Below are 1,098 nucleotides of genomic sequence, written 5' to 3'. Positions count from 1 at the left end.
ACCGCGCTTTTTCCTATACATAACAAGGGAATAAATAGTCTTGGCAGACATTATTTTGCAAACTTTGGTGATGGAGATTCATCGGGTTTTAGTGCATCGCTTGTAGCACGGCAAGATTTTGATTTTTTACGCCATTGTAATGTCTCGCTTGCCATATATAAGAATATAGGCAATGCCAATGCGCGTATGGGACAACCGGGCAATCCACTTGGATTCTACACACTTGATAATAGCGTTTATAGCACAGGTCCTGCACTCAATGCCTTTTTAGCACCCGATGCGTTTAGCACACTTTTTTTTAGTAATGTCGCATTAGGAACAACACAAGCTAGAAATTTTGTTTTTGGGCTTGATGGACGATACACTACCGCACCAAGTGCTAGAGAGCACGCACTCAAACTGCACATAGATTGGGAGATAGATTCTCATCTTACATTAGGATTGATAGCGACTTATTATATTTTTACGCCCCTAGAAGCTAGTGTGTGGGCATTAAATGGCGAGAGCTATGAAGTTGGTAAAGCGTTAGATAGAAGCTATGTGATCTCGCAGATTAATTACAATTTTTAGGTGGTTGCATGGATACACAATCTCTCCCAAATATTCACACATTTTTACAGACATTGGGTGCGTATAGCGATAAGGTTATTAAGCCTCTTAAAGATTTTGGCGTAGAAGTTACATACAAGAGGGCGTTAAGTTTTGGACTTTTTGCGCCTTTAGCACAAGAGATCTTAGAGCGCGCTAAGGTTACTCAAGGGGTTATCTTACACCCATTTTTTTTCAAAGATACACATAATATCTATCGCTATGAAATTGGCACAGAATCCGGCGTGAGTGCGTTATTGGGATTAGAATGTGAAAGTTTGGCAGAATTTGTTGCGGAGTTAGATATTGGCTATATCGTTAATGAAAGTAGTTTGTGCGATGAGGAAGTGGCACACATACAGGATTTTGTGCGAAGTGGTGGTGCGCTTATTTTGGGGCGTGATTTATATTTGCATACGCAGAGCGTGTTTATTGCACAGATTCTAGGAAGCGTGGCAAAAGAGAGAAATATAGAAATTTTTATGCAAGATCTCACACACCCTTATGAGA

At 40.3% G+C, this 1,098-nt stretch carries 1 protein-coding gene and 1 pseudogene; both read left to right on the top strand.

Annotated features, from left to right (window positions below; all coding sequences use genetic code 11):
• Positions 1-570: outer membrane family protein (locus C6H22_RS08525; protein WP_199769836.1), on the top strand; the 570-nt coding region annotated here is incomplete at its 5' end.
• Between the two features lie 8 nt (positions 571-578).
• A pseudogene (locus tag C6H22_RS08520) lies at positions 579-1,098 on the top strand (hypothetical protein); the annotation flags it as partial.

It is taken from the genome of Helicobacter equorum (genome assembly GCF_900198655.1).
In the GTDB taxonomy this organism is placed as follows: Bacteria; Campylobacterota; Campylobacteria; order Campylobacterales; family Helicobacteraceae; genus Helicobacter_F; species Helicobacter_F equorum.
The sequence above is the reverse complement of the archived record's forward strand: the minus strand, read 5'-3'. Positions and strand labels throughout refer to the sequence as shown.